Origin of the sequence: Paraburkholderia sp. RL17-337-BIB-A (assembly GCF_046025895.1) — a bacterium.
Lineage (GTDB): Bacteria > Pseudomonadota > Gammaproteobacteria > Burkholderiales > Burkholderiaceae > Paraburkholderia > Paraburkholderia fungorum_C.
Genome location: NZ_JARESY010000001.1, coordinates 4,500,275 through 4,522,025 on the forward strand (window position 1 = coordinate 4,500,275; position 21,751 = coordinate 4,522,025).

The 21,751-nt window shown below is 62.1% G+C and carries 18 protein-coding genes, 2 tRNA genes and 1 pseudogene; 8 read left to right on the forward strand and 13 right to left on the reverse strand.

Going from position 1 to position 21,751, the window contains the following annotated elements; all coding sequences use genetic code 11:
- Positions 1 to 182 precede the first annotated feature (182 nt).
- The 9 genes from P0D84_RS20095 to def form a co-directional block, all read right to left on the reverse strand.
- Positions 183 to 258, reverse strand: a tRNA-Phe gene (locus tag P0D84_RS20095).
- A 95-nt stretch (positions 259 to 353) separates the two neighbouring features.
- A complete protein-coding gene (esaR, locus tag P0D84_RS20100; RefSeq protein ID WP_408339237.1) occupies positions 354 to 1,046 on the reverse strand; it encodes a response regulator transcription factor EsaR in 693 nt (230 codons plus the stop codon).
- Positions 1,047 to 3,461 (reverse strand): sensor histidine kinase, encoded by a 2,415-nt coding sequence (locus P0D84_RS20105; RefSeq protein ID WP_408339239.1) that lies wholly within the window; start codon positions 3,459 to 3,461, stop codon positions 1,047 to 1,049.
- Entirely contained in the window at positions 3,451 to 4,050 is a 600-nt protein-coding gene (locus tag P0D84_RS20110) for a DUF4390 domain-containing protein (protein WP_408339241.1), read from the reverse strand. The genes P0D84_RS20105 and P0D84_RS20110 overlap by 11 nt, the downstream gene beginning before the upstream one ends.
- On the reverse strand, positions 4,047 to 5,486 hold the full coding sequence (gene rsmB / locus P0D84_RS20115) for a 16S rRNA (cytosine(967)-C(5))-methyltransferase RsmB (RefSeq protein ID WP_408339243.1): 1,440 nt from the start codon (positions 5,484 to 5,486) through the stop codon (positions 4,047 to 4,049). Before rsmB ends, P0D84_RS20110 begins: the two co-directional genes overlap by 4 nt.
- 251 nt (positions 5,487 to 5,737) lie before the next feature.
- Positions 5,738 to 6,595 carry a zinc metalloprotease HtpX gene (htpX, locus tag P0D84_RS20120; RefSeq protein WP_179735444.1) on the reverse strand — a complete coding sequence of 286 codons (858 nt, stop codon included), beginning with the start codon at positions 6,593 to 6,595 and terminating at the stop codon, positions 5,738 to 5,740.
- A 104-nt stretch (positions 6,596 to 6,699) separates the two neighbouring features.
- Positions 6,700 to 7,341 carry a LysE family translocator gene (locus tag P0D84_RS20125; protein ID WP_408339246.1) on the reverse strand — a complete coding sequence of 214 codons (642 nt, stop codon included), beginning with the start codon at positions 7,339 to 7,341 and terminating at the stop codon, positions 6,700 to 6,702.
- Between the two features lie 113 nt (positions 7,342 to 7,454).
- Positions 7,455 to 8,441: a methionyl-tRNA formyltransferase gene (gene fmt / locus P0D84_RS20130; protein ID WP_408339248.1), complete on the reverse strand. Its 987-nt coding sequence runs from the start codon at positions 8,439 to 8,441 to the stop codon at positions 7,455 to 7,457.
- Positions 8,442 to 8,472: 31 nt separating this feature from the next.
- The gene (gene def / locus P0D84_RS20135) at positions 8,473 to 8,976 is read right to left on the reverse strand and encodes a peptide deformylase (RefSeq protein ID WP_408339250.1); all 504 of its coding nucleotides are present in this window, start codon (positions 8,974 to 8,976) and stop codon (positions 8,473 to 8,475) included.
- Positions 8,977 to 9,219: 243 nt separating this feature from the next.
- Between def and dprA the strand changes: the two genes are divergently transcribed.
- From dprA to P0D84_RS20150, 3 genes are all read left to right on the forward strand, one after another.
- Complete coding sequence (dprA, locus tag P0D84_RS20140; protein WP_408339252.1) at positions 9,220 to 10,560, forward strand: DNA-processing protein DprA; 1,341 nt, start codon at positions 9,220 to 9,222, stop codon at positions 10,558 to 10,560.
- Between the two features lie 89 nt (positions 10,561 to 10,649).
- On the forward strand, positions 10,650 to 11,027 hold the full coding sequence (locus P0D84_RS20145; protein WP_408339254.1) for a thioredoxin family protein: 378 nt from the start codon (positions 10,650 to 10,652) through the stop codon (positions 11,025 to 11,027).
- Between the two features lie 249 nt (positions 11,028 to 11,276).
- Positions 11,277 to 13,955, forward strand: a complete 2,679-nt coding sequence (locus P0D84_RS20150; protein WP_408339256.1) for a DNA topoisomerase III — start codon at positions 11,277 to 11,279, stop codon at positions 13,953 to 13,955.
- A gap of 169 nt (positions 13,956 to 14,124) precedes the next feature.
- On the opposite strand, the gene gvmR is transcribed toward P0D84_RS20150, so the two are convergent.
- Entirely contained in the window at positions 14,125 to 15,225 is a 1,101-nt protein-coding gene (gene gvmR, locus P0D84_RS20155) for a transcriptional regulator GvmR (RefSeq protein ID WP_408339258.1), read from the reverse strand.
- Positions 15,226 to 15,263: 38 nt separating this feature from the next.
- On the opposite strand from gvmR, the gene P0D84_RS20160 reads away from it, so the two are divergent.
- A complete protein-coding gene (locus P0D84_RS20160; protein ID WP_408339260.1) occupies positions 15,264 to 15,557 on the forward strand; it encodes a hypothetical protein in 294 nt (97 codons plus the stop codon).
- Positions 15,558 to 15,569: 12 nt separating this feature from the next.
- Here the strand turns inward: P0D84_RS20160 and P0D84_RS20165 are convergent, their stop codons facing one another.
- Positions 15,570 to 17,438: a phosphoenolpyruvate carboxykinase (GTP) gene (locus tag P0D84_RS20165; RefSeq protein WP_408339262.1), complete on the reverse strand. Its 1,869-nt coding sequence runs from the start codon at positions 17,436 to 17,438 to the stop codon at positions 15,570 to 15,572.
- Between the two features lie 377 nt (positions 17,439 to 17,815).
- Between P0D84_RS20165 and P0D84_RS20170 the strand changes: the two genes are divergently transcribed.
- Positions 17,816 to 18,829 carry a D-2-hydroxyacid dehydrogenase family protein gene (locus P0D84_RS20170; RefSeq protein ID WP_408339264.1) on the forward strand — a complete coding sequence of 338 codons (1,014 nt, stop codon included), beginning with the start codon at positions 17,816 to 17,818 and terminating at the stop codon, positions 18,827 to 18,829.
- Positions 18,830 to 18,940: 111 nt separating this feature from the next.
- Here P0D84_RS20170 and P0D84_RS20175 read toward each other — a convergent pair whose 3' ends face one another.
- Entirely contained in the window at positions 18,941 to 19,816 is an 876-nt protein-coding gene (locus P0D84_RS20175; protein ID WP_408339266.1) for a patatin-like phospholipase family protein, read from the reverse strand.
- A 56-nt stretch (positions 19,817 to 19,872) separates the two neighbouring features.
- On the reverse strand, positions 19,873 to 20,277 hold the full coding sequence (locus P0D84_RS20180; RefSeq protein ID WP_408339268.1) for a PaaI family thioesterase: 405 nt from the start codon (positions 20,275 to 20,277) through the stop codon (positions 19,873 to 19,875).
- A 204-nt stretch (positions 20,278 to 20,481) separates the two neighbouring features.
- Here P0D84_RS20180 and P0D84_RS20185 point away from each other — a divergent pair.
- From P0D84_RS20185 to P0D84_RS20195, 3 genes and pseudogenes are all read left to right on the forward strand, one after another.
- Positions 20,482 to 20,557, forward strand: a tRNA-Lys gene (locus P0D84_RS20185).
- Between the two features lie 133 nt (positions 20,558 to 20,690).
- Positions 20,691 to 21,437 carry a UPF0149 family protein gene (locus P0D84_RS20190; RefSeq protein WP_408339270.1) on the forward strand — a complete coding sequence of 249 codons (747 nt, stop codon included), beginning with the start codon at positions 20,691 to 20,693 and terminating at the stop codon, positions 21,435 to 21,437.
- A gap of 220 nt (positions 21,438 to 21,657) precedes the next feature.
- Positions 21,658 to 21,744, forward strand: a pseudogene (locus P0D84_RS20195) (LysE family translocator); the annotation flags it as partial.
- Positions 21,745 to 21,751 lie beyond the last annotated feature (7 nt).

The window sequence follows — 21,751 nt, forward strand, 5'->3', positions numbered from 1 at the left end:
CGCGCCAGCCGGACGTCGGCCACGCACTCGCATGCAAGTCCTTGAACTGGCGCGATTTTATCACGCGATGCCTAATGCCGCCGAGCATGCTCCATTACAGCGGCAAGCAAGCCATGTCGCCACGAATGCCCGCCTGAAAAGGAAAAGCCCCAGGAATCTTGCGATTTCCTGGGGCTGAATCCTGGTGGCCTGGGACGGAATCGAACCATCGACACGCGGATTTTCAATCCGCTGCTCTACCAACTGAGCTACCGGGCCAACGAAGAACGAAATCATATCAAAGGGTCAGCAGTACGACAAGCCCCCTCTCGAAAAAATCTGCCGCGCCCGAACCTGCGGGCCTTGCGCGGCGTTCACTCCCCTTTGTTCTTGCCGAGATCCACGCCAAGTTGCTTGAGCTTGCGATACAAGTGCGTGCGCTCCAGACCCGTCTTCTCCGCGACGCGCGTCATGCTGCCATTCTCACGCGCGAGGTGATATTCAAAGTACGCACGCTCGAACGCATCGCGCGCATCGCGCAACGGAATGTCGAACGAAATCGACGCCGTTTGCGCGGCCAACGCGCCGCTGCCCATGCCGTCCGATGACAGCATCGGCAACGCAGCCGCCGATGCCACCGCCGAAGTGCTAACCGGCAACGCCGGCTTCGCCGCCGCGCCGCCCGGCGCACCCGCCGCCGCAGTGCCGCGGGCGAGGCCTTGCTCAACTGCCTTCAGCAGCTTCTGCAATGCAATCGGCTTCTCGAGGAAATTGAGCGCGCCGATCTTGGTCGCTTCGACCGCCGTATCGATGGTGGCGTGACCGGACATCATGATCACCGGCATGGTCAGTTGCCCTTGCGCGGCCCATTCCTTGAGCAAGGTCACGCCGTCCGTATCGGGCATCCAGATGTCGAGCAGCACCAGATCCGGCGCCTGACGCAAGCGGAACTCGCGCGCTTCCTGCGCGTTTTCCGCGGCCTCCACGACATGCCCTTCGTCGCTCAGGATCTCCGAGAGCAATTCCCGGATGCCCATTTCATCATCTACCACCAGGATGGTTGCCATTTACGCTGCCCTTGTCTGCACTGTTGCTTTTGTCGTTCCCTGCGACGCGTTGCCATGCGCCGGCCGCGGCCCTGCTCCGGGTGTCGCGGCATCGTCTGCCAGTTGAAGGAAAAGGATCGAAATCTGCGCGCCTTCGATCACATCGCCCGCTTTCATGCGGTTGCGAACGTCGATGCGCGCGCCGTGTTCGTCGACGATCTTCTTGACCATCGCAAGACCGAGGCCCGTTCCTTTGGCCTTGGTCGTCACGTAAGGTTCGAATGCACGTGTGAGGATACGCGCGGGGAAGCCCGGTCCGTTATCCGACACTGTCAGACGCACCGCGACGTGTACTTTGCCTTCCGCGTCGGGGTCTCCGTATTCTACTGTCCTCGTCTCGAGCAACACACGCGGATGCTGGACATCGGCCACGGCGTCCTGCGCATTTTGCAGCAGGTTGTGAATCACCTGACGCAATTGCGTCGCATCGCCGCGAATCGCCGGTAAATCCGCGAGTTCCACCTGAATCGCGCCCTTGCCTTCCTCGATACCGTACAGCGTGAGCACTTCGCTGACCAGTTCATTCAGTTGCAGATGCGCAAGCACCGCCGGCGGCGTGCGCGCATAGTCGCGGAAATTGTCGACCATCTGCTTCATCGCAGCGACCTGATTGACGATGGTGGTCGCGCCACGCTTCAACACATCGGCATCCGATGGCGACAGCTTGTCGGCCAGCTTCATCTGCAAACGCTCGGCGGAAAGCTGAATCGGCGTGAGCGGATTCTTGATCTCATGCGCGAGACGTCGCGCCACTTCGCCCCAGGCGATCGAACGCTGCGCGGAGATCACATCCGAAATATCGTCGAACACGACGACGTAGCCGGAAGTCTGCATGTCTTCCGCGTCGCGGTCAGTGGCGGACACAAGGCGCGCGCCGCGCACGAGCAAGGTGAGCGGCTCGGTTTCGCCCGGCACCTGCACCGAGAACTGCTGCTGCCAGTGGCCGCGATCGTCGTGACCGTCGCCGCTCGCGGCTTCGCGATCGGCAAACGCCTTGCGCACCATCCCGCCGAATTCGCTCAACACGCTGATCTGATCGAGCGACGAACCCAGCACCTCCTGGAACGGCTGACGGAAGATGCGTTCCGCGCCGCGGTTCGCCGTGGTGAGACGGAACTGCCGGTCGAATACGAACACACCCGCAGTCAGGTTCGCGAGAATGCTTTCCAGATAAGCCTTCGAGTGTTCGAGCGCCACGCGGTTGTTCTCGACCGCCGCGCGCGCTTCGGATAACTGCCGCGTCATCGCGTTGAACGACTGCGTGAGGAAGCCCAGTTCGTCGCGCGATTTGATTTCGCGCTTCGGCGTGTAATCGCCCTCGGTAATTTCCTTCGTGCCCTGCGCGAGCAGGAACAACGGCCGCGCCAGCTGATTGCCGAGCGCGAGCGCCAGCATCATTGCGATGAAGGTGGCGAGGAACAGCGCCAGCGTGAGCGTGCCGATGTACATCTTGCGCAGGCCGGTGCGGCCCAGCGCCTTCTCCTGATACTCGCGATAGGCCCGCTGCACCGCGTCGGCATTGCGTGCGAGCGAAGGCGAGACCGGCTGCGTGAGTTGCAGGAAGCGCTCGGTGGGCTGCAGCAGCGACGCGTTCGAATCCGGAATGCGCTGCACGATGCGCAGTCGCAGCGCGCCCTTGCTGCCATGCGCGGCAGGATCGCCGTCGACTTCGCCCTCGATCGCCGCGTAGCCGCGGCCACGCGCCTGGTCGATCATCATCGGCGTGGGCAGGTCGTTCGGCACGAGCGTCGCGTAATTGCCGGACGCCTGGGCGACCACGTGCATATCCGGCGTCGCGCCCGACATGCTGCGCGTGGGTTCGACGATCGTCGCGTCCTGCACGCCGAACTGATCGCGCAGCCGCAAAAGCGTTAGCGTCGTGCCAGCGGCATCCGCGCTCGCCAGCTGCTCGGACATCAGGCGGCCCTTGGTCTGCAGATCGGACAGCGACGCGTCGAGCATGCCACGGCCGAGATTCAGTCCTGAAGTCAATGCGGTTTCGACGTTCACGTCGAACCACGACTCAATACTGCGCGACACGAACTGATACGAGACGACGTAGATGATGCCGCCCGGCACCACGCCAACCAGCGCCATGAAGAACGCGAGTTTCGCTAACAGCCGTGTGCCGAACTTACCTTTTCGAAGCCGCACAGCGATGATGATGACGAGCGTCGTCACCACCAGCAAAAAGATCATCGCGACCACGAGGTTGGCCGCATACAGCCACTGGTAATAGCGGTCGAAGAATTCGGTATTCGCGCTCGCCGCTGCAAGCAGCACGAGCAGCAGCACGGCCGTCACGGCGACCGTGGTCACCAGCACGCGCACGACGATGCTGCTGACACTGGTGGCGCGGCGCACTCTATTTAGCACGTTCGGTCACCGTGAAGGTAAAGCGCTTCCAATCCGACGATAGGCTCCAGTCGCGGTTGTTCACCGCGTCGATCTGGAACGGCTTGGGCATCAGCGCGATGTCGAGCTGCATGCGCACCGACGCGTTGTACGTCTCCCCGACATTCACCTGAGTGCGGTCGATTACATGCCACGAGGTAATGTGCTTGATCACGGCGAGCGCATCCTTCAGTGTCGTGAAGCCAAGCTGCAATCCGCCCGACGACACGCTCGACACGCGGTACTCACGCGTGAGCGGCTGGAACGACAGGCGGATGCTCTGCGACACGCTCACCGGCTGTTCGTCGAACCAGTACCAGCGCGGCCGGCTCAGTTCGAAGTCGGTCGTGAAGTACAGCGGAATGCCTTTGTTGACGGCGTCTTCGAGATTGCTGTTCAGATCGAAGTCGAAACGCGCGTCGAGGTTCCAGCCGGTGTTGTCCGATTGCAGCGAGGCGCGCTGCACCGCGATCGAATCGGCGTGCGCCGCTCCCGGTGCGGCGAGCCATACGACCAGCACGAACCAGAGCACGGCAGCGAGCCGAAGCGGAAAGAAGCGTTTGATGGTCACCGTTTCTGGAAGCGCGCGTAGAAAAATCCGTCGTGGTCTGAGTTCGAGTCGGCGCTGTGTTCAGCGACGTGTCCGGCATGGGAACCGGCCGATGTGTCGGCGGGCGCGCGGGCAACTGAGGGTAACAGTTGCCCCGGCGCGTCCAATCGTACCGCATCCTGATACTTGTTTCCAAACCACTGCGCCTGCAACTCGCCTTCTTCGGGAAAGATTGAACACGTAACGTAGAGCAATTCGCCGCCTGGCTTCACGAGCGGCCATAACGCGTCGAGAATGCGGCGCTGCTCGGCAACCAGCGCGGGGATATCCGACGCACGACGCAGCCAGCGAATATCCGGATGACGCCGCACGATGCCCGAGGCCGAACACGGCACGTCGGCCAGAATGCGGTCGAACGGCTGGTCGATGTCGTCGTGCCATTTTGACGGCTGGCCTGCGTCGCCAATGCGCACTTCCGCTTCGAGCTTGAGCCGCTGCAAGTTTTCACCGATGCGGCGCGCGCGCAACGCATCGCTTTCGAGCGCCACAAGTTGCAGATTGGCGAGTTCGAGCAGATGGCCGGTCTTCCCGCCAGGCGCCGCGCACGCGTCGAGCACGCGCATGCCGTCGCGCACGCCGAGCAGTTGCGCGGCGAGTTGCGCGCCGGCGTCCTGCACGGAGACGACGCCGTCGTTGAAGCCGGGAATGCGGTCCACCGGCATCGGCGTGGCGAGCTTGACGGCGTATTCGCCGGCTCTGCTTGCGGGGATGTGATGGTCTTGCAGTACTTGCAGATAGGCGTCGACGGTCGAGCGGCGCGCGTTGACCCGCAGCGTCAACGGACCTTGCGTGTTACCGGAAGCGAGCACCGCTTGCCATGCGTCGGGCCACGCCCGCTGCACCGCCTCGATCCACCACGCCGGATAGTTCCAGCGCGCAACTTCATCGGCTTGCGCCGCGTTCAGCAGCGCCTCGCGCTCGCGCAGGAAATTGCGCAGCACGGCGTTGACGAGGCCCTTTGCGAACGAGAATTCACGACGCGCGGCGATTGCGCTCACTGCCTGATCGACCACCGTGAACGGTGCGTAGGCGGCGTTCGCTTCATCGTCGATGAGCAAAGCCAGTGCGCAAGCGAGCACATGGCCGACGTGCGGCGGGGGCGCCTTCTTCACCAGTTTCGCGATCAACCATTCGGCCGTCGCCAGACGCCGCATGGTGCGGTACGCGATGTCCTGCACTGCGCCGCGTGCAGCGGCGACGCTGCCTTCAGGCGCGGAAACGAACACGGATTGCAGCGCGGCCGGCAAAGCCGCGCCGAGGCGCACGGCGCCGACGGCCTGGCCCGCGCAGTCGAGCACGAAACCGAGCGATTCGGGCGCGAGATGCAGCATCGACAGACGGGATTCGCGCGGACGTGCCGATGGGGAAGCAGAACGCGAAGAAGGCTTTGGAGTCATGAAAGAGGCAAAGGCAGGCCGCGCGGTGCGCGCGGCGCAAACAGCACACATTGTAGCGTGGCGCGGCGCGAGGGCCGCTGAGGGCGGCGACAGCCGACTACCGTAGCGACGGCAAGCGGAGCGCGAGCAGTTGGGCAAACACCCGAAGCGGGGCATAAGCCAAGCTGCATCGGACTGGGCTTTGTCTGCACGCGAACAAAAAAGGCGAGCCACGCGGGCTCGCCTCTCTCGTCACGCCAATCAGAGCACCGTTACTCGAAGCGCCCCGTACGTGCCATTTCCATCAAACGCGCGATGCGTTCCTCGGTGGCCGGGTGCGTTGAGAAGAGATTCGCAATGCCGCCGCCCGCAAGCGGATTCATGATCATCATCTGCGCGGTGGCCGGATGCTGCTCGGCCGTAGGGAACGGAATACCGCTCGCATAACGATGGATCTTGTCGAGCGCCGAGGCGAGCGCCTGCGGGTCGCCGGAAATCTGCGCGCCGCCACGGTCCGCTTCGAATTCACGCGCACGCGAAATTGCCATCTGGATCAGCGCACCGGCGATCGGCGCGAGCAACGCTACGGCAATACTTGCGATCGGATTCGACGGACGGCCGTTTTCATCGCGGCCACCGAAGAACATCGCGAAGTTCGCCAGTGCGGAAATGGCGCCCGCCATGGTGGCCGAGACGGTTGAGATCAGAATGTCACGGTGCTTCACGTGCGCAAGTTCGTGCGCCATCACGCCGCGCATTTCGCGCTCGGACAGCACGCGCAAGATGCCGGTGGTCGCGGCGACGGCCGCATGCTCCGGATTACGGCCGGTGGCAAACGCATTCGGCGCGTCTTCGTTGATCAGGTAGACACGCGGCATGGGCAAGCCCGCGCGTGTGGAGAGTTCGCGCACCATCCGATAGAACTGCGGCGCACTGTTTTCGTCGACTTCCTGCGCGTTGTACATGCGCAGGACCATCTTGTCCGAGAACCAGTACGAAAAGAAATTCATCCCAAGGGCGATCACGAGCGCGATCATCATGCCGCGCGACCCGCCAATCATCCCGCCGATCACGATGAAAAGGGCCGTGATCGCGGCCATCAACATCGCGGTTTTGACCCAATTGAACATGTCTGCAACTCCTTGCCCTAACGCGGGGTTCATATCCGCGCCGCATGATCGCGGCGACTGATTGTAAGCGAAATGTTAGATATGGGCGCGTGAGGAAAATTCAATCATCTTGATGCAGTGGCGAGCTTGATGCCCAAGCCGACGAATGCGCTGCCGACGCCGCGATCCAGCCACTTCTTCACCGACGGCTTGCCGGAGAAGCGCCGGGTGACACTGCCCGCAATCCACGCGACGAAACTGTTCCAGATCATGCTCATCACGACGAACACCCCGCCGAGCGTGAGGAACGCCAGCGCCTTGTGATCGCTGCCCGCCGTGACGAATTGCGGAAAGAACGAGACGAAGAACAGCACCACCTTGGGGTTCAGCACATTGGTCCAGAAGCCTTGCAGGAAAAGCTGACGCAGCGATTTCGGCGCGCCGGCGCCACGCGCTTCGCCGGCCGCCTGGTCTGCCGCCGGCTTGGCGAAAACGAGGCGCACGCCGAGATAGATCAGATAAATAGCGCCGACAAACTTGATGATAGTGAACGCGGTGGCTGAAGCGGCCAGCAATGCCGTCAAGCCGAACGCGCAGGCAAGCGAATGAACGCAGCAACCGGCGGAGATGCCGAGCGCTGACATCAGACCCGCGCCACGGCCCTGAGCGACGCTGCGCCCGACGATGTAAGCCGTATCGGGACCGGGCGTCACATTCAGCAGAAAGACTGCGGCGACGAAAAACTCGAAATGGGTAATGCCAAACATGGAAATCCTCGAAACGCGGGTCGTTGCTTAGAGGATTCTAACGCGCCGCGAGCTTGCAGGCGGGGCCTTGAACATCGGCCGAACGGTCGATGTTCAAGATATGGGCAAGACTGTTATTTTGCTTCGGGAAGCTGGAACCGCTGACCCGCGGCTAGCGTTGCGCCGGCCAGGAACTCGCGCACCGGCAAGCGCTTGCCGCCGGGTTTTTGCAATTGCGTGAGACGCAACGCACCTTCGCCGCAGGCAACCACCACGCCTTCGGCAGAGACGTCGACGATCGTGCAAGGCGCGTTGTTGCCGTGCGCCTCGACCGGGACCGCTGCCCAGATCTTGATCGACGTGCCGTCTTCCAGCGTGCCCAGGCCGCCGGGGAATGGGTCGAACGCACGCACCTGACGCGCGAGGACCGCGGCCGGCTTACGCCAGTCGAGCGCGGCCTCGTGCTTGCCGATCTTTTCCGCATAGGTCACGCCGTCCGCGGGTTGCGGCGTTGTCGCCAGCTTGCCGCTGCGCTCGAGTTCGATCAGCGCTTCGACGATCAGGTTCGCGCCGTCTTGTGCCAGGCGATCGTGCAAACTGGCCGTAGTGTCATTGTCAGAAATTGGTGTACGCGCTTCGGAAATCATCGCGCCGGTGTCGAGGCCGGCGTCCATCTGCATCAGCGTGATGCCGGTTTCAGCATCGCCCGCCTCGATCGCGCGGTGGATCGGCGCGGCGCCGCGCCAGCGCGGCAACAACGACGCGTGAATGTTGATGCAGCCCAGCGGCGGAATATCGAGCACTTCCTGCGGCAGGATCAAACCGTAGGCGGCCACCACCATGACGTCGTGCGGTGTAGCGCGCAACTGGTCGATAGCGGCTGCGGCTTCCACCGGATATTTGCCGGTGCGGCGCAACGAAGGCGGCTGCGCCACACCAATTCCATGTTCCTGCGCGTAACGCTTGACGGGACTCGCCTGCAATTTCATCCCGCGCCCAGCAGGTTGATCTTGCCGGGTCAGCACGAGCGGCACCGGAAAACCGGCGCGATGAATCGCGGCCAGCGCGGCCGCGGCGAACTCCGGCGTACCGGCAAAGATAACGCGCAACGAATGACTCATGAACAGGGACAGTAGGCGAGGTGGACGCGCATTACATCGCGTGGGCGAGCTTCTTCATCTTGCTCTTGATGCGCGTCTGCTTCAGCGACGACAGGTACTCGACGAACACGCGGCCCATCAGGTGATCCATTTCGTGCTGGATGCAAACCGCGAGCAACCCTTCGCAATCCAGCTCGAAGGTTTCGCCCTTCTGGTTCAGTGCCCGCACGCGCACTTTTTCCGCGCGCTCGACGTTGTCGTAGATTCCCGGCACCGAGAGGCAGCCCTCTTCCGACAGCTTTCGCTCGTCGCTCGACCAGATGATTTCCGGGTTGATGAAGGCGAGTAGTTCGTCGTGCGTTTCCGACACGTCGATCACGATCACGCGTTCATGCACGTCCACCTGGGTCGCCGCGAGGCCGACGCCGGGCGCGGCGTACATTGTTTCGGCCATGTCGGCGACAAGGCGGCGAATGCGGTCGTTGACCACTTCGACCGGCTTCGCAATCTTGTGCAGCCGCTTGTCCGGGTAATTGAGGATGTTCAGTAAAGCCATGATCTTGAGTGTGTTTTATAGGCGCCGCTGACCGGTGGAAGGCTAGCGTTGGCCGTTTGGCCAGGTTGTGGGCGCATCGCGTTACGCAGAGGATAGATGGTGTCGAACCGGTTCGATTCAACGCGCCACGTGCGCTAACGACGAGCCCGCGCGGGTGGGCGCGGCGCTGCAGTTATTTCGGATGATGAAAATTTTAGCATGGCGCCTGCCTGCCCGCTGGCCCTGTAGGAGGATCCACTGTCAATGCACACCTTGCCCGCAACCGATATTGAACTCGCTGCCTGGCTGCGGCTTTCGCTCGCGCCGGGGCTGAAACCCGCCGCCCTGCGTTTATTGCTGAGCGCTTTTGGATTGCCGGAAGCGATTTTCGATCAGTCAATCGAAGCACTTGCCGAGATCGCCGGCGAGGCTGCAGCGCGCGCCGTGCTGGCACCTGCCGGCCCAGGCTTCGATGCGCAGCTCGACGCGGTGATTGCATGGGGCGCGCTGCCTGGCAACCACGTGGTGACGCTCGACGACCCCGCCTACCCGCCCGCGCTACTGACAATGCCCGATCCGCCGCCCCTACTATATATAAAGGGTCGGCTGGATCTGTTGCACACGCGGGCGGTCGCGCTGGTGGGCAGTCGCAGCGCGACACCACAAGGCGTTGAAGACGCCGAGCGCTTTTCGCGCGAGCTTTCGCAAGCGGGCGTGACTATCGTGTCGGGGCTGGCGCTGGGGATCGACGGCGCCGCGCATCGGGGCGGACTGGAAGGCATCGGCGGCACGGTGGCCGTGATCGGCACTGGCGCGGACCTCGTGTATCCGGCCGCGCATCACGCCCTGGCGCGGCAGATTGCGGCGCAAGGCGCGATTCTGTCGGAATGGCCGCTCGGCACGCCGGCGCGCGCCGCCAATTTTCCGCAGCGTAACCGCTTGATCGCGGGCCTTGTCAGCGGGGTGGTGATCGTCGAGGCCGCGATGCGTTCGGGCTCGCTGATCACGGCTCGGCTCGCCAATGAAATGGGGCGCGATATATTCGCATTGCCCGGCTCGATCCACGCGCCGTTGTCGCGCGGTTGTCATCGGATCATCAAGCAGGGCGCCAAGTTGGTGGAAACGCCCGACGAGGTGCTGGAGGAGCTGGGCTTTGCCAAGCTCGTGACAGCGAAGGCCGCCAGCAAGCACGCGGTGCTTTGGGAGGGCGCGAGGGTGCGGGATTCGCAAAGGGCGCCTGCGTCGGCTGAAACAGGAATTCAGTTGGGTTCGGCGGAGGCGCATGCTGTGGCGACAGTTCAGGCAGACTTCGCTGCGGCGTGTGAAGCAACAACGGTTCGGCCAGATTTCGCTGCGTCGCATAAGTCGGCATCGGTTCAGGCCGAATTGGCTGCGGCGCCAGCATCCCCAGCGCCACCGCCCCTGAACGCCGAAGCGCTGCAACTCCTCGACGCCCTCGGCCACGCCCCCGCCACGCTTGAAATTCTTGCCACCCGCACCGAGATGGGGGACGCGGCATTACAAAACACACTGCTGCAACTCGAACTCGCCGGCCAAGTAACGGCGCTGCCCGGCGGCCGCTTCACGCGAGCGACCCACAGCTGACCCCGCGTTGACCAGGGTTGACCACGATTCGCGATCGGCCATGCTACATTCGCGCCAAAGCACCTGACAAAAGTACGCAAGGAACCATCATGCCCGCGCTGAATCTCGACACCGACCAGGACCGGATCGCCGAGCGCGTCAACGAACCCGACACGCTGTTCATTGCCTGCCTGTGCGCGGAGTGGTGCGGGACCTGCCGTGAATATCGGGAAGCGTTCGACCGGCTAGCGGATAAGCATCCGGATATGTGTTTCGCATGGATCGACATCGAAACCCATGCGGACCGCTTCGACGATCTGGATGTCGAGAATTTCCCGACTATCCTGATCGAAGACTCGGTAACAACACGTTTTTTCGGCACGGTTTTGCCGCAGGCGGCGATTGTGGAGCGGATGTTGTCCGACCTGACGGCGGTGCCCGGCGTCAGCGGCGCGCCCAAATTGCGCCCCGCGCTGACCGTCGCGTGAAGTGGGCCGGCGGCCGCTGAACCTTGCGGCACGGGCGTTGCAAGCGGAACACGGCGCGTTTGCAACAGCTTGCTCAGTTACTGAGCGCGCAATTATCATGGCGCGCTTTTTATGGCACTTGACACGCCGCTGTTGCGCCGTGTGCTATAAAGCGGTCGTTATTGGGTCGCAAAGGTCGCAAACGAGGGTCGCGCTAATTTAAGCGCACTCAAGGCCATCAACCCGGATCTACCAACCTCACATCGAGTCATGTCCAAAGCACTGATCATCGCCGAAAAGCCTTCCGTCGCGAACGACATCGCGAAGGCTTTGGGCGGCTTTACCAAGCATGACGAATACTACGAAAGCGACGACTACGTCCTTTCCTCGGCAGTCGGCCATCTGCTGGAAATCGCTGCGCCCGAAGACTATGAAGTCAAGCGCGGCAAGTGGAGTTTCGCCAATCTGCCCGTCATCCCCCCGCATTTCGACCTCAATCCGATTGCAAAGAGCGAGTCGCGCCTGAAGGTGCTGACCAAGCTGCTCAAGCGCAAAGATGTCGACCGGCTGATCAACGCATGTGACGCGGGGCGCGAGGGCGAGCTGATTTTCCGCCTGATCGCGCAGCACGCGAAAGCGAAGCAACCGGTGCAGCGCCTGTGGCTGCAATCCATGACAGCCGGTTCGATCCGCGACGGCTTTGCCCGTTTGCGTAGCGACGAGGAAATGCAGCCGCTCGCCGATGCGGCGCGCTGCCGCTCGGAAGCGGACTGGCTGGTCGGCATCAACGGCACGCGGGCCATGACCGCGTTCAACAGCAAGGGCGGCGGCTTCTTCCTGACCACGGTCGGGCGGGTGCAAACGCCGACGCTGTCGATCGTCGTCGAACGCGAAGAAAAGATCCGCCGCTTCGTGCCGCGTGATTACTGGGAAGTGAAGGCGGAGTTCGTCTGTTCGGCCGGTTTTTACGAAGGCCGCTGGTTCGATCCGAAATTCAAGCGCGACGAGTTCGATCCGGAAAAGCGTGACTCGCGTCTATGGGCGCTGCCCGCGGCTGAGACGATCGTCGCGGCTTGCCGTGGCCAGATCGGCACGGTAACGGAAGAATCGAAGCCGTCCACGCAACTGTCGCCGGCGCTGTTCGATCTGACCAGCTTGCAGCGTGAAGCCAACGGCCGCTTCGGCTTCTCGGCCAAGAACACGCTCGGCCTCGCTCAGGCGCTGTACGAAAAGCACAAGGTGCTGACCTATCCCCGGACCGACGCGCGCGCGTTGCCGGAAGACTATATGGATACGGTCAAAGAGACGCTGGGCATGCTCAAGGAGAGCAACAACTATCTCCCGTATGCCAAGCAGGTGCTCGACAAGGGCTGGGTGAAGCCGAACAAGCGCATCTTCGACAACTCGAAGATCAGCGACCACTTCGCAATCATCCCGACAGCGCAAGCGCCGAAGAATCTGTCCGAGCCGGAACAGAAGCTGTACGACCTGGTCGTCAAGCGCTTCCTGTCCGTGTTCTTCCCGGCGGCCGAATACAAACTGACCACGCGGATCACGGAAGTGGTCGGCCATCACTTCAAGACCGAAGGCAAGGTGCTGGTCGAACCGGGCTGGCTGCAGGTCTATGGCCGCGAAATCAGCGGTGAAGACGCCAACCTCGTGCCGGTGCAGAAGGACGAGAAGGTCAAGACCGACAAGATCGCCGCCCAGCAACTGGTGACGAAACCGCCCGCACGCTACAACGAAGCAACGCTGCTGTCGGCCATGGAAGGCGCGGGCAAGCTGGTCGAAGACGACGAATTGCGCGAAGCGATGGCAGCCAAGGGTCTTGGCACGCCGGCCACGCGCGCCGCCATCATCGAAGGGCTGCTCGGCGAAAAGTATCTGATCCGCGAAGGCCGCGATCTGATTCCAACCGCCAAGGCATTCCAGCTAATGACGCTGCTGCGCGGCCTCGGCGTGAAGGAGTTGACCGCACCGGAATTGACCGGCGAGTGGGAATACAAGCTTTCGCAGATGGAGCGTGGCAACCTGCCGCGTGACGCGTTCATGCAGGAAATCGCCCGCATGACGCAGACCATCGTCAAGCGCGCGAAGGAATACGATTCCGACACGATCCCGGGCGATTACGCGACGTTGCAGACGCCGTGTCCGAATTGCGGCGGTCAGGTGAAGGAAAACTACCGGCGCTTCGCGTGCTCGAAGTGCGAGTTCTCGATTTCGAAGATTCCGGGCGGCCGTCAGTTCGAAATTCCGGAAGTCGAAGATCTGCTGCAGAACAAAACGATCGGACCGCTATCGGGTTTCCGCAGCAAGATGGGCCGCCCGTTCTCGGCGATCCTGAAGCTCTCGCTCGACAACGAGATCAAGAACTACAAGCTCGAGTTCGACTTCGGTCAGGATTCGGGCGGTGAAGACGGCGAACCGCCTGATTTCTCCGATCAACAGCCGGTGGGCGCGTGCCCGAAGTGCAAAGGTCGCGTATTCGAGCACGGCATGAGCTACGTCTGCGAGAACTCGGTTGCGAATCCGAAGACTTGCGACTTCCGCTCGGGCAAGGTGATTCTGCAGCAGGAAATCGCGCGTGAGCAGATGGCGAAACTGCTCGAAGAAGGGCGCACCGACCTGCTGACGAACTTCAAGTCGTCGCGCACCGGCCGCAACTTCAAGGCATTCCTCGTCAAGCAGAACGACGGCAAGATCGGCTTCGAATTCGAGAAGAAAGAGCCGTCGGCCAAGACGGCTGCGAAGACTGCGGCGGCTAAGACGGCAGCCAAGGCAGCGCCGGAGTCGGATGACGAAGATACAGCCGTTGCCGTGAAGGCAGTGCCAGCCGCCAAAAAAGTAGCAGCGAAAAAAGCACCCGCGACCAAGGCCGCGGCTACAAAGACAGCAGCGGCCAAGAAAGCCCCGGCTAAGAAGACGGCCGCGCGCAAGACCGGTTCGTAATTCGGGCAGGTGGCCGGAAGGGCAGTCAGCTTTCCGGCCCGCTTCGGGCCTTTTCGGGCCTTGCATGAAAAAAGGCGCATTCACTTACGTGACTGCGCCTTTTTTATTTGTCGACCAGACTGCGCTTACTTCAAGCGCTCCTGGTGCTTCCCGTGTATCGCTTGAAGAGTTACAGCGGCGACAGGGCGGTAGGCCGTGGACGATTCGTCGTCTTTGCCAACGTCTTCGGCACTGGCGACAACTCGCTATCCAGCAGCCGTGACAGCGGCTCAGCGCCGTCGAAGGCTTCCGGCGGCATGTGATCCGCTGCATCAAGTGCGGAGGACGTGGCGGGCCGTTCAAGGCCGTCCTTGATCCACTGCTCGCCGAGCAGGCTATTCGGCGTCTGGCTGAAATGCTCGACCAGATGGTCGATGAACGTCCGCACCTTTGCCGGCAAGTGACGGCGGCTCGGATACGCGATGTTGATCTCGACCTGCGGCAAGCGGAAATCGCCGAGCAGACGCACGAGCCTGCCGCGCGTCATGTCACGGCCGATCAGATAGCTCGGCAGAATCGCGATGCCCATGCCGAGCAATGCGAACTGCCGCAGCATTTCCGTATTGTTCGCCACGATGACGTTGGACGGACGCACGCGCACCTCACCTTCCGAACCCGTGAATACGCGCTCGTCGCCCCAATACTCAGACGGCAAGCTTAGGCAAGGATGCTCGAGCAGATGCTCGGGACGCGTGGGCATGCCGTGCTTTTCCAGATACGCGGGCGTCGCGCACACCGTCATGCAACCCGTGGTCAAACGCCGCGTGACAATGCTCGCGCTGCGCATCTGCCGCGTGACCACTACGCCCACGTCGAAACCTTCTTCGACCAGATCGACCTGGCGGTCGACAAGCGTGACATCGGGGATGACTTTCGGATAGCGCTCCGCGTACGTCTGCAGGACGGGCGCGAGGTTATGCAACCCGAACACGACCGGTGCGACTATTCGCAACGTGCCGACGGGTTCGTGATTGCGCGCGACCACCATCTGCTCGACGTCTTCCAGTTCGTCGAGAATCTGGCGCGCGCGCTCGAGATAAACCTGGCCGGATTCGGTCAGAGACAAGCTGCGGGTTGTGCGATTGAGCAGCCGTGTACCAAGACGGCCTTCCAGATCGGCAACGTGGCGGGTGGCAACTGCGTTGGAAATATCCATCGCGCTCGCAGCGCGGGCAAAACTGCCGAGATCCGCCACTCTGACGAAAACTCGCATCGACTGCAAATGATCCATAGGACAACTCCTGCCGTGTTACAGCTTCCTGACAATTAGTGAAAACCAGTGAAGCGAACTTGGAATTCTCCTACGACTCGCGAAATCGTGCAGAAGTTGCCCGCCAAAGCGGAAATATTGTCGATATTTGTCCAACTCTGTTCTCCAGTGTGGGGGCGTGGCCCGCGATTGTTCTGCCAGGAGAAACAATCTGCTGCACTGCAGCTTGCATCGTCTTTTTTGTTCGAACAGGCGCAAAGGTCGCGCCCGACATCGCGAGATCGGAAAAAGCCATAATCCGGGGCCAGACCGGCAAAGAAAAACCGCCCGAAGGCGGCTCCCATGCGAAGTGAATACTCACCTGATCAGGCGGCAAGCTTTCCTTCGAGCGTGAGTTTGGTCTGCGCCAACGCCGGCGGCAGACCTTGCTGCAATGTGTCAAACAGCTCGGTATGAAGTGCAAGTTCGGCGCGCCAGGCTGCATCATCCACAGAAATCACCTGGCTGAATTGCTCGCGGCTGAAATTCAGGCCGCTCCAGTCGATGTCTTCGTAATGCGGCGATACGCCGAACGCGTGTTCTTCACCTTGCGCGTTGCCTTCAATGCGCCCGACCATCCAGCGCAGGACACGCATGTTTTCGCCGAAGCCCGGCCAGACGAACTTGCCGTCCGCGCCCTTGCGGAACCAGTTGACGCAGAAGATTTTTGGCAGCTTCGCGTTCAGTTGCTCGAGGCGCTCGCCGGTTTTCAGCCAGTGCCCGAAGTAGTCGCTCATGTTGTAGCCACAGAACGGCAGCATGGCGAACGGATCGCGGCGCACCACGCCCTGCTGTCCCGCCGCCGCCGCGGTCGTTTCCGAGCCCATGGTCGCGGCCATGTAGACGCCTTCGACCCAGTTGCGTGCTTCGGTGACGAGCGGCACGGTGGTTGAACGGCGGCCGCCGAAAATGAACGCGTCGATCGCGACGCCCGCCGGATTCTCCCAGTCGGCATCGATCGACGGGCATTGCGAGGCCGGCGCCGTGAAGCGCGCGTTCGGGTGCGCGGCTTTGCGGCCACTCTCCTTCGCGCTCGCCGGCGTCCAGTCCTTGCCTTGCCAGTCGATCAGGTGAGCCGGCGGCTCATCGGTCATGCCCTCCCACCAGACGTCGCCGTCGTCCGTCAGTGCTACGTTCGTGAAGATCACGTTTTCCTTCAACGTGGCCATGGCGTTGAAGTTGGTCTTTTCGCTCGTGCCCGGCGCGACGCCGAAGTAGCCCGCCTCCGGGTTGATCGCGTACAGACGGCCGTCCTTGCCCGGCTTGATCCACGCAATATCGTCGCCGATCGTGGAGATTTTCCAGCCGTTCAGGCCTTCCGGTGGAATCAGCATCGCGAAGTTGGTCTTGCCGCACGCCGACGGAAACGCCGCCGCGACGTGATGCTTGCGCCCTTCCGGCGACGTCACGCCGAGAATCAGCATGTGTTCGGCGAGCCAGCCTTCGTCGCGGCCCATCGTCGAGGCGATGCGCAGCGCGAAGCACTTCTTGCCAAGCAGCGCATTGCCGCCGTAGCCCGAGCCGTAGCTCCAGATCTCGCGCGATTCGGGAAAATGGACGATGTATTTGGTCTCGTTGCATGGCCACGGTACGTCTTTCGCGCCGGCCGCGAGCGGCGCGCCGACCGAATGCACGCACGGCACGAACTCGCCGTCTTCGCCCAGCACCTCGTACACCTTGCGGCCCATGCGCGTCATGATGCGCATGTTGGTCACCACGTACGGGCTGTCGCTCAACTCGACACCGATATGCGCAATCGGCGAACCCAGCGGCCCCATCGAAAACGGCACCACGTACAGGGTGCGGCCGCGCATGGCGCCGTCGAACAGACCGTCGAGCGTCGAGCGCATCTCAGCCGGTTCGATCCAGTTGTTGGTGGGCCCGGCGTCTTCACGACGCTGCGAGCAGATATAGGTGCGGTCTTCGACACGCGCCACGTCCGACGGATCGGACCATGCCAGATAGGAATTGGGACGTTTGGCGGGATCGAGCTTCTTGAGGGTGCCGGCTTCGACCATCTGGGCGCATAGGCGGTCGTACTCTTCCTGTGAACCGTCGCACCAGACGATTCGATCAGGCTTGGTCATGGCGGCAACGCGCTGGACCCAGTCGATCAGTTTTTGGTGTTTGACCCACGCGGGCGCCCCTGTGGACGCCTCAATGGTGGGCTTTCCTTCGAATGAGGGATGATTCATCGACCTGTCTCCGTTTTGAAAGCAATAGAAAAACGGTACAAGCCCAAGGACGCTGCATGCGAGAAGCGTTCAATTCATCACGTCGACGTTCCTGCAAGCCGACGCGCAAAATGTGCAGGTCATCATGGGCTACACAGCACGTTGCGCGGAGGTATTTGCCGAGGGCTGTCTGCAACCGTCTGTAAAGCGGCTTGCCTCAACACGCAACAAACTGTTAAAAACGATGTCAATCTTCCTTGCCGTGGCGCTGCCGTTCTAAGCGGCAGCTTCTACAGTAAGGCATTCAGCCAGACCGGCATGTGACCTGGGTCACATGGTGGGACAGTCAGCATAACACTCCGTTCCGCACCGCTTTGGTGCGTCGCAAGACACATACCATGAAGATTGCCATCCTCGACGATTACCAGGACGCCGTCCGCAAGCTCGACTGCTTTCAACTGCTGGCCGACCATGAGGTCAAGGTTTTCAACAACACCGTTCGCGGTCTCGGCCAACTGGCAAGCCGTCTTTCCGAAGTCGACGCACTCGTCCTGATTCGCGAACGCACCCGCATCAGCTCGCAACTGCTCGACAAGTTGCCACGTCTGCGCATGATCAGTCAGACGGGCAAGGTTTCGAGCCATATCGATCTGGCGGCCTGTACTGAGCGCGGCATCGCCGTGCTGGAAGGCAGCGGCTCGCCGATCGCACCGGCCGAACTGACGTGGGCTCTCATCATGGCGGCTCAGCGGCGGATTCCGCAATACGTAGCAAACCTTAAGCAAGGAGCCTGGCAGCAGTCCGGTTTGAAGACGTCGGCGTTGCCGCCGAACTTCGGCTTGGGCCAGGTATTGCGCGGTCAGACGCTGGGGATTTGGGGTTACGGCAAGATCGGCCGGCTGCTTGCCGGATACGGCAAGGCCTTTGGCATGAACGTGCTGATCTGGGGCCGCGAGCATTCGCGCGAAGCGGCGCGCGCGGACGGATATAGCGTGGCCGAAAGCCGTGAGGCGCTGTTCGAGCAGAGCGATGTGCTGTCGTTGCACCTGCGTCTGCATGACGACACGCGCGGCATCGTCACGCAGGAAGACCTGATGCGGATGAAGCCGACCGCGCTGCTCGTCAACACCAGCCGGGCTGAATTGCTCGAAGAAAACGCGCTGGCGACTGCGCTGTCGCACAACCGTCCCGGAATGGTCGCGATCGATGTCTACGAGAGCGAGCCGATTCTGCAGGGCTACAGCCTGCTGCGCATGGAGAATGTGATCTGCACGCCGCACATTGGCTATGTGGAGCGCGAGAGCTACGAGTTGTATTTCACTGCGGCATTCCAGAACATTCTGGCTTTCGACGCCGGCGATACGGCCAGCGTGGCGAATCCGGAAGCGTTGCAGGGCGGGCGGCGTCGGTAGCAAGCGGTAGGCCGCGCTGTTCGACGCGAGCGGTTTATCCGTCCGCGCCGCAGTGCGTTGTCTAGCGAAGCCGCGCCGGTGGCCGCCACCGCGGCTCTCGCCCGCCTCGCCTCAGCGCGTTTCGCGCGCGCCGGCTTCCAGCAGATCGGGCACGCGCTCCAGAAAGACTTCGCCGTCGGCGCGGCCGAGGTTGTACGCGTGCACCATCTGCGATGGACTCGTGTAATCCCAACTCGAAATCGGCACCTTGCGCGACGGTTGCACGTAGAGCCGTTGCTGCACACCATGCGGCACGACGAACATCTGCGGCCGCGGATAAAGACGTGTCACCATCACCAGCACATTGCCCGGTGCGTCGGCATCGAGCGCACCGACCGGCACGTTGTCGACCATCCCGCCGTCCAGAACCGGCCGGCCGTTGCGCCGCAGAACCGGCGTGAAGGGCGGCGTACTCGACGACTGCAGAATCAGATCCGCGAGGTCTTCGACCGTCGCGCAATCCTGCGCGCGCACGAATTCCGGATGAAAGCCGAGCGTCTGACCGAGCGTCGGATGCAGCGTCTTACGCACGTATTTCTCGATGTTGTACGCAATCAGGCCCGCGGCCACCGCGCTACGCGCGCCGAGCCAACGCGGCAGATGCGACACGCCGATGCGGATCTCGGGCGCTTGCGCCAAGGTAGCGAACTTGGCGCCGTAGATGTCGAGCAGCGCCTGGCGGTAGATCCGGTAATGCGGAAACACCGATTCGCCGCGCAGCAAATTGCCCCAGTACGCGTTGCGCGTGTTGTGGCGCAGCGCGTCTTCGTAATAGCGCATGACCCAGTCGGAATCGCGCGTGTACAACATGCACGCGGTGGCGGCACCGGCCGAAATGCCGGTGATGACGCGCGGACGGATAGCCAACTCCGGCTGCACCACGTCCCAGAATCCCGCCTGCCACCAGCAGCGATTGCCGCCGCCGGCGAAAACGACCTGATCGAACATCTTGGCTTTTCCCCTCTAATGCGACGTGCGAGCCCGTCTTTTTCAGATTTCGGGTTTCAGTCGAGCAGCGCGTACGTAGTGGTGGCGTGGACGGCCATGTTGCCCGCTTCGTCGAATAATTCGACTTCGCCGAACACGAGATTGCGGCCCATGCGCAGCACGCGCGCGGTGATCAACACATCGCCCTTGCGAACCGCGCGCATGAAACTGATGTTGAGCGACACCGTGCTCATGGGTTTGAACCCGCCGAGCGCAGCGGAGATGGCGACGATCATGGCCGTGTCGGCGGCCGCCATGAAGACCTGGCCGCAGATCACGCCGCCTGCATGGCGCAGGCCGCCGGAAAACGGCAGGCGCAGCGTGGCACTTTCTTCGTCGACCTTGACCGGGGTCAGCGTAAGCGCACGGACCCACGGCGCGAGGATGCGGTCGAGCAACGCGATAATCTCTTTGTCATCCATGGCGGTCCCCGGTCGAAAGCCGCGCGAGGCTTCGTGCGGCAAGTTGTCGCGACATAATACCGGGACGGCGAACCGTGCGCCCTTCCGACGCGTGACTGCTCGCAGCGCTGGTGCCGCGCCACTACTCCTCTCAGATTTTTTTAGGAAATCTGCTAAAGGGGCTTGGCAATCTCGGAAAGTTTCGGCATAATTTCGCTTCTGTTGGGGGCGTTAGCTCAGTTGGTAGAGCAGCGGACTCTTAATCCGTAGGTCGAGTGTTCGAGTCACTCACGCCCCACCAAAGATTCAACAAAAAGCCCGGTCCTTGTGACTGGGCTTTTTGCTTTGTGGCGCCGGTGCCGTGTGAGCAAACCGACTCCGCATTCCCCCGATAGGCTATCGGGATCCACGATTTGCAGCGCCGGAGCCTCGCCATGTCCAAATCAAAACTCAAGCCCGCCGATCTGGCCTCCCCTCTCTCCGAAGAAGAGTTCGACGAACTCGATGAGTTTCTGATTTCCGATCTGACGTCGGAGCAGACGCTGACGATCATGGGCCTGGACGGATATCTGACCGCGATGGCCATCGGGCCGACTACCGTATCGCCCGGTTACTGGCTGCCAGGTGTGTGGGGCCCCAGCGAGGATGACACGCCTGCGTTCGAATCAGCGGGTCAGGCACAGCATATTCTCGGGCTGATCTTGCGGCACATGAACGGCATCATCGACGATCTGGAGCACGACCCGGATGGGTTCGTGCCGGTGTTTGGTGTCCACCGCATTGACGACAGCGGCAGCGAATACATTGACGGCGAAGCTTGGGCAATGGGCTTCATGCAAGGCCTCATGCTCGTCGAACAGGACTGGCAAGCGCTGTTCGACAGCGAGCAGGGCCGGCAATGGCTAGAGCCGATTCGACTGATGAGCGGACTGGATCTCACGCCGGAAGACGAGGAATTGATCGGCACGCCGCAACTGGACGAAGCCCTCACCAAACAGATTCCCGCCAGCGTCGCCGCGATCTATCGTTTCTGGCTTCCCCACCGCCAGGCCGTCTACGAGCGCACGTTAGCCGCCACGGTCCAGCGCACCGAACCCAAAGTCGGCCGCAACGATCCGTGTCCTTGCGGCAGTGGCAAGAAATTCAAGAAATGCTGCGGCGCTGCAGCGACGCTTCACTGAAGTCTCATTACGTAAGCGTGGACGTCCACTTTCGGGCGGCAGGAGCCATGATCGTCACGGCTCCTGCGTAAGCGCCGACTACTGGACCCCGCTCCCGCATCACTGCATCGCTCGGGAAAGCAATTTCCTTCAATACACCCCGCCCCTCTGCCCGATATCGTTGAACATCGCAAATCCTGCGAACTCACGTATCGAAGCATCCGATGACCGTCTTCTTTCCATGGCCACCCTTGCGTTGGCCTCGTCGATTTCCCCCGGCCCGGTCGACGTCGTCGCGCTGAGCGCCGGCGCACATGGGATCGCCGCGCACGGTC